6 protein-coding genes are annotated in these 5,969 nt (G+C 68.7%); 2 read left to right on the top strand and 4 right to left on the bottom strand.

Annotated elements, in window-relative coordinates:
- On the bottom strand, window positions 1–717 hold a 717-nt coding region (locus tag ABT300_RS40465; RefSeq protein WP_351687115.1), incomplete at its 3' end, for an aldehyde dehydrogenase family protein.
- 217 nt (window positions 718–934) lie between these two features.
- Here ABT300_RS40465 and purU point away from each other — a divergent pair.
- Window positions 935–1,807, top strand: a complete 873-nt coding sequence (purU, locus tag ABT300_RS40460) for a formyltetrahydrofolate deformylase (RefSeq protein WP_351687114.1) — start codon at window positions 935–937, stop codon at window positions 1,805–1,807.
- Between the two features lie 99 nt (window positions 1,808–1,906).
- Here the strand turns inward: purU and ABT300_RS40455 are convergent, their stop codons facing one another.
- On the bottom strand, window positions 1,907–2,743 hold the full coding sequence (locus ABT300_RS40455; RefSeq protein WP_351687112.1) for a methylenetetrahydrofolate reductase: 837 nt from the start codon (window positions 2,741–2,743) through the stop codon (window positions 1,907–1,909).
- 3 nt (window positions 2,744–2,746) lie between these two features.
- The gene (betA, locus tag ABT300_RS40450) at window positions 2,747–4,417 is read right to left on the bottom strand and encodes a choline dehydrogenase (protein ID WP_351687111.1); all 1,671 of its coding nucleotides are present in this window, start codon (window positions 4,415–4,417) and stop codon (window positions 2,747–2,749) included.
- Window positions 4,418–4,618: 201 nt separating this feature from the next.
- On the opposite strand from betA, the gene ABT300_RS40445 reads away from it, so the two are divergent.
- A complete protein-coding gene (locus ABT300_RS40445) occupies window positions 4,619–5,365 on the top strand; it encodes an IclR family transcriptional regulator (protein ID WP_351687118.1) in 747 nt (248 codons plus the stop codon).
- 1 nt (window position 5,366) lies between these two features.
- On the opposite strand, the gene ABT300_RS40440 is transcribed toward ABT300_RS40445, so the two are convergent.
- The coding region (locus tag ABT300_RS40440; protein WP_351687109.1) for an RHO alpha subunit C-terminal catalytic domain-containing protein at window positions 5,367–5,969 on the bottom strand (603 nt) is incomplete at its 5' end.

The following is a 5,969-nucleotide window of genomic DNA, read 5'->3' as shown; positions in this document are numbered from 1 at the left end:
GGCGGCGGTGGCCATGACGCGCCTGCCGGTGTCCAGTCCGCCGGTGAAGGAGACCAGGTCGACGCGGGGGTCCTCGGAGAGCGGGGCGCCCACCTCGGGACCCGCGCCCAGCACCAGGTTGGCGACGCCGGCCGGCAGTCCGGCCTCCTCCAGCGCCTTCATCAAAAGGATCGAGGTGGAGGGAGTCAGCTCGCTGGGCTTGAGGACGATCGTGTTGCCGGCCACGAGCGCCGGGGCGACCTTCCAACTGGCTTGAAGGAGAGGGTAGTTCCAGGGGGTGATCAGTGCGCACACGCCGACCGGCTCATACACGACCCGGCTGACCGCGTCGTCGCGACCGGTGTCGATCACTCGGCCGGCGTCGGTGCCCGCGAGACCGCCGTAGTAGCGGAAGCAGGAGACGACGTCGGCGATGTCGTACTCGCTCTCCACCACCCGCTTGCCGGTGTCGAGCGACTCCGCGCGGGCGAAGCTCTTGGTGTCGCGCTCGATGATGTCGGCGGTGCGCAGCAGCAGTGCGCCGCGCTCCCGCTCCGAGGCGCCCGGCCAGGGACCGGAGTCGAAGGCCTCCCGGGCCGCGGCGATCGCCGCCTCGGCGTCGGGGCGCGTTCCTTCCGAAACGGTCGCCGTGAGCGTGCCGTCAGAGGGACATCGGATGTCCCGGTGACCGCCGGCCAGCGGGTCCCGCCATTCGCCATTCACATACAGGTCTGCCACGCGCGAGCCTTCCGACTGAAATTCGTTGCGCATCGTGCACCCGATTGCTTGTGATGGAACACCCTGTCGGCTGACCAGACACACGTCAAGACGTTGGCGGATGACGATTTGGCCATGCGGTCACTTGCCCGCCCACTCTTGACCGCAGGCGACACCGAGCCGACCATGTTGCGTATCGCTCACCATGTTGTGCAATACGCACCGACGGAGGCCGCCCATGTCCCCCCGACCGCAACCCGGCCGCGAGTTCGTCCTGACCCTTTCCTGCCCCGACAGCGCCGGGCTGGTTCACGCCGTGAGCGGCTTTCTCGTCAGGAACTCCGGCAACATCCTGGAAAGCCAGCAGTTCGACGACCGACTTCAGGGCCGGTTCTTCATGCGGGTCCACTTCGACGTCTCCGACCCCAGCGTCGACCTGGAGGGTCTGCGGTACCGCTTCGGCCCCGTCGCCCAGGCCTACGGCATCTCGTGGTCCCTCAGCGACGCCTCGACGCCGACCCGGACGCTCATCATGGTGTCCAAGTTCGGGCACTGCCTCAACGACCTGCTCTTCCGCCAACGGGCGGGCGCGCTCAACATCGAGATCCCCGCGATCGTCTCCAACCACCGGGAATTCGAGAAGCTCGCGGAGACGTACAGCGTCCCCTTCCACCACGTCCCGGTGACCCGGGACACCAAGCCCGAGGCCGAGGCCCGGCTGCTCGAGCTCGTCCGCGAGCTGGACATCGACCTGGTGGTGCTGGCCCGCTACATGCAGATTCTCTCCGACGACCTCTGCAAGGAGCTGGACGGCCGCGCCATCAACATCCACCACTCCTTCCTCCCCAGCTTCAAGGGCGCACGACCCTACGACCAGGCCTACGACCGCGGGGTGAAGCTCGTCGGCGCGACGGCGCACTACGTGACGTCGGACCTGGACGAGGGCCAGATCATCGAGCAGGACGTGGTGCGGGTGGACCACTCGCTGGACCCCGGCGAGCTGGTCACGGTCGGCCGTGACGTGGAGGCCCAGGTGCTCGCGCACGCGGTGAAGTGGCACAGCGAGAACCGGGTGATGGTCGAGGGAAACCGCACGGTCGTCTTCCGCTGAGCGGCACGGCGTCCGTATACGAACGCCGGAACGCCGGACGGGCCGAGAGCCCGTCCGGCGTTCCGCGTCCGGCCACCGGCGAATGTGAGACCGGTGTGCTCAGCCCTCCAGCCGGTCCAGCAGAGCCCGCCGCCACCGCTCCGTCTCCGCGATCTGGTTGAAGGTGAACAGGTGCAGCCCCGCCACCCCGGACGCGGGGTCGGTGAGGGCGTCCCGGGTACGGGTGAGCAACTTCTCCGGCGCGTAGCCGCCGGGCGCGGCGAAGCGCACGAACCACGAGGGGTGACGGGTCAGGAAGCGGGCCGACTCCCCCACGCCGATCTTCGTCGCCATGGACAGCAGCTTGGCCCGCTGCACGGGCCCCGCGACGCCCACATGGACCGGCAGGGTCACGTCCCGGCGCCTGATGCGCGCGAGCCACTCGCCCAGCACCCGCGGGTCGAAGCAGAGGTTGCTCACGATGTACGTGGCGTGCTCGCGCTTGTCCCACATCGCCTGGACGGTGACGTCGTCGTGGATGAGCGGATGGCTCTCCGGATAGCCGGTGACCCCGACCCGGGCGAACGGGTCGCCCAGCTCGCCGAGCCGGCGGAGCACCGGCAGCGCCCCGTCGTAGGAACCGGCCGGCGGGTCGGCGTCGCCCGCCGGGACGAACACGTCGTCCACGCCCGCCTCGCGCAGCCGGTCGACGACGTCCTTGAGGTGGACGTCGTCGCGCAGGAGCCGGGCGGGGACGTGCGGGACCACACGGTATCCGTGCGCGGCGAGTCGGCCGGCGAGGTCGAGGGTCGGTTCCAGGCCCTTGACCGGTGACGCCGTCACGGTGACGACGACGTCGTGCGGGACGTGAGCGAGGACCTTCTCCTCGGTCGTCCTCGCCGGCAGCACCTCGTAGCGGACCGTCCTCAGCAGCGCGTGAAGCCCTGGGGCGGCCAACGTCTACTCCGCCTGCTTCTGCATGTCGCGGTGGCGGTAGTACGCGGCCGTCGACGGCGCCGCCGGCTTCTTGCCGAGGATGAGGTCGGCGGCCTTCTCGGCGATCATCATCACCGGGGCGTAGATGTTGCCGTTGGTGACGTACGGCATGACCGAGGCGTCGACCACCCGCAGTCCCTCCACGCCGTGCACGCGCATGCTGGTGGGGTCCACGACGGACATCTCGTCCGTGCCCATCTTGCAGGTGCACGACGGGTGCAGCGCTGTCTCGCCGTCCTTGGCGACCCAGGCGAGGATCTCCTCGTCCGTCTCCACGGACGGTCCGGGGGAGATCTCCCCGCCGTTGTAGGGGGCGAGCGCGGGCTGGTTGAGGAGCTTGCGGGCCACCCGGATCGCCTCGACCCACTCACGGCGGTCCTGCTCGGTGGAGAGGTAGTTGAAGCGCAGGGCCGGGTGCTCCCTCGGGTCCCTGCTCTTGATCTTCACCGAGCCGATGGCGTCGGAGTACATGGGGCCCACGTGCACCTGGTAGCCATGGCCTCCGGCCGGGACGGAACCGTCGTAGCGGACCGCGATCGGCAGGAAGTGGAACATCAGGTTGGGGTAGTCCACGTCCTCGTTGCTGCGGGCGAAGCCGCCGGCCTCGAAGTGGTTGGTGGCGGCGGGACCCTTGCGGAAGAGCCACTGCAGCCCGATGAACGGCGCGCGCCACTTCGCCAGGTACGGCTGCATGGAGACGGGCTGCTCGCAGGCGTACTGGATGTACACCTCCAGATGGTCCTGCATGTTCTCGCCGACGCCCGGGAGGTCGTGGACGACGTCGATGCCGAGGGCGCGCAGCTCCTCCGCGTTGCCGACGCCGGAGAGCTGCAGCAGCTGCGGGGAGTTGATCGCGCCGCCGCAGAGGATGACCTCCTTGGCGCGGACCTGCTGCAGGGCGCCCTTGCCGCGCCGGTACTCGACGCCGACGGCCTTCTTGCCCTCGAAGAGGACGCGGGTGACGAGCGAGCGGGTGCGGACGGTGAGGTTGGGGCGCTTGCGGACGGGCTTGAGGTAGGCCTTCGAGGCCGACAGCCGGCGGCCGCGGTGGACGTTGCGGTCGAACTTGGCGAAGCCCTCCTGGCGGTAGCCGTTGACGTCGTCCGTGGGGGCGTACCCGGCTTCCTCGGTGGCCTTGAGGAAGGCGCCGAACAACGGGTTGGAGGCCGGGCCGCGTTCCAGGACGAGGGGGCCGTCGTGGCCGCGGAACTCGTCGTCGGGGTCGGCCGCGAGGCAGTTCTCCATGCGCCGGAAGTACGGCAGGCAGTGCGCGTAGTCCCAGGTCTCCATTCCGGGATCGGCGGCCCAGCGCTCGTAGTCCATGGGGTTGCCGCGCTGGAAGATCATGCCGTTGATGCTGCTGGAGCCGCCCAGCACCTTGCCGCGCGCGTGGTAGACGCGCCGGCCGCCCATGTGCGGCTCCGGCTCGGACTCGTACTTCCAGTCGTAGAACCGGCTGCCGATCGGATAGGTCAGCGCCGCCGGCATGTGAATGAAGACGTCCCACGGGAAGTCCGAGCGGCCCGCCTCCAGGACCAGGACCCGGTTCGCCGGGTCGGCGGACAGCCTGTTTGCCAGTGCACTGCCCGCGGAACCACCGCCGACGATCACGAAGTCGTACTGCACAGGAGCCATGGTGCCTCGTCTCACTCGCGCCGTAGATATGCGTGGCATGCTAGACCCGGTCGCGCTATACGCACCAGGTTGCGAACGACGCAACTTATGTTGCTTCGTTTCGGGGCGGTCGCTTGCAAGTGTGTTGTTTACTGCGCGTATAGTTGCACGGTGAGCAACTACAGCCTTGACACAGAAACGTCGAATCCACCCGCCGGCGGAGTGCAGTCGGTCGACCGCGCCATCAGCGTCCTGGAGATCCTCGCGCAGCGCGGCGAGGCCGGTGTCAGCGAGGTGGCGGCCGAGATCGAGGTGCACAAGTCGACGGCCTTCCGTCTCCTCGGAGCCCTGGAGGCGCGCGGCCTGGTCGAGCAGGCCGGCGAGCGCGGCAAGTACCGCCTCGGGTTCGGCATCGTGCGCCTGGCCGGCGCGGTCACCGGCCGTATCGACATCACACAGCAGGGCCGTCCCGTGTGCGAACGTCTGGCCGAGGAGATCGGCGAGACCGTCAACATCGCCGTGATGCAGGAGCAGTACGCGATCAACCTGTACCAGGTGCGCGGACCGGGAGCCGTCACCGCGCACAACTGGGTGGGTCAGCTGACCCCGCTGCACGCCACGTCGAGCGGCAAGATCCTGCTCGCGCACCTGTCGGCCAAGGAGCGCGCCGCGCTGCTGACGGCCGCGGGCATGAAGAAGGTGACCCCGCACACCATCACCGCGAAGACGAAGCTGGAGAACAACCTCGTCGCCGCCCGGGAACGGGGTTACGCCTTCACCCTGGAGGAGTTGGAGATCGGTCTGCACGCCATGGCCGCGCCGGTGCGCAACCGGGAGGGCGAGGTCATCGCCGCCCTCAGCGCCTCCGGACCCTCCTACCGGTTCACCGAGGAACGTCTGCACGAGATGTCCCCGGTGCTGGTCAAGGGCGCCGCGGAGATCAGTCACCGCATGGGTTTCCTGGGCTGACTCACCCGTGGCGAGTGCCGAGGCGCTCGCTCACCCAGTCGTGGAACGCGCCGATGTGGTGCTCGCTGGGCACCAGCACGCCCCCCTTGGCGTACATCCGCGAGCTCATCCCGGGCTGGGTGCGCTCACAGGCGTCGAAGTCCTGCCGGTTGACCCGGTCGAAGAGCTCCACGGACCGGCTGACGTCCTTGCCGCTCTCCACGACGTGCGGCAGGTACAGCCAGTCGCACTCGACGATCGTGCGGTCCGCGGCCACCGGGTACATCCGGTGGAAGATCACATGGTCCGGCACGAGGTTGATGAAGACCTGCGGCTTGACGGTGATCGCGTAGTAGCGGCGGTCCTGCTCTTCCGCGACGCCGGGGATGCGGTCCAGGCCCTCGGAGCCGTCGACGGTGAACCCCTGGACCTGCTCGCCGAACTCCGCGCCATGCCCGACGTAGTACTGGGCGGCGTAGCCGTCCGCGAACTCCGGCAGGACCTCGGTCAGTTCGGGGTGGATCGTGGCACAGTGGTAGCACTCCATGAAGTTCTCGATGATGAGCTTCCAGTTCGCCTTCACGTCGTACGTGATCCGACGTCCCACCGACAGGTTGTCGACGTC

Origin of the sequence: Streptomyces sp. NPDC001027, assembly GCF_040299045.1 — a bacterium.
Taxonomy (GTDB): Bacteria; Actinomycetota; Actinomycetes; order Streptomycetales; family Streptomycetaceae; genus Streptomyces.
The sequence above is the reverse complement of the archived record's forward strand: the minus strand, read 5'-3'. Positions and strand labels throughout refer to the sequence as shown.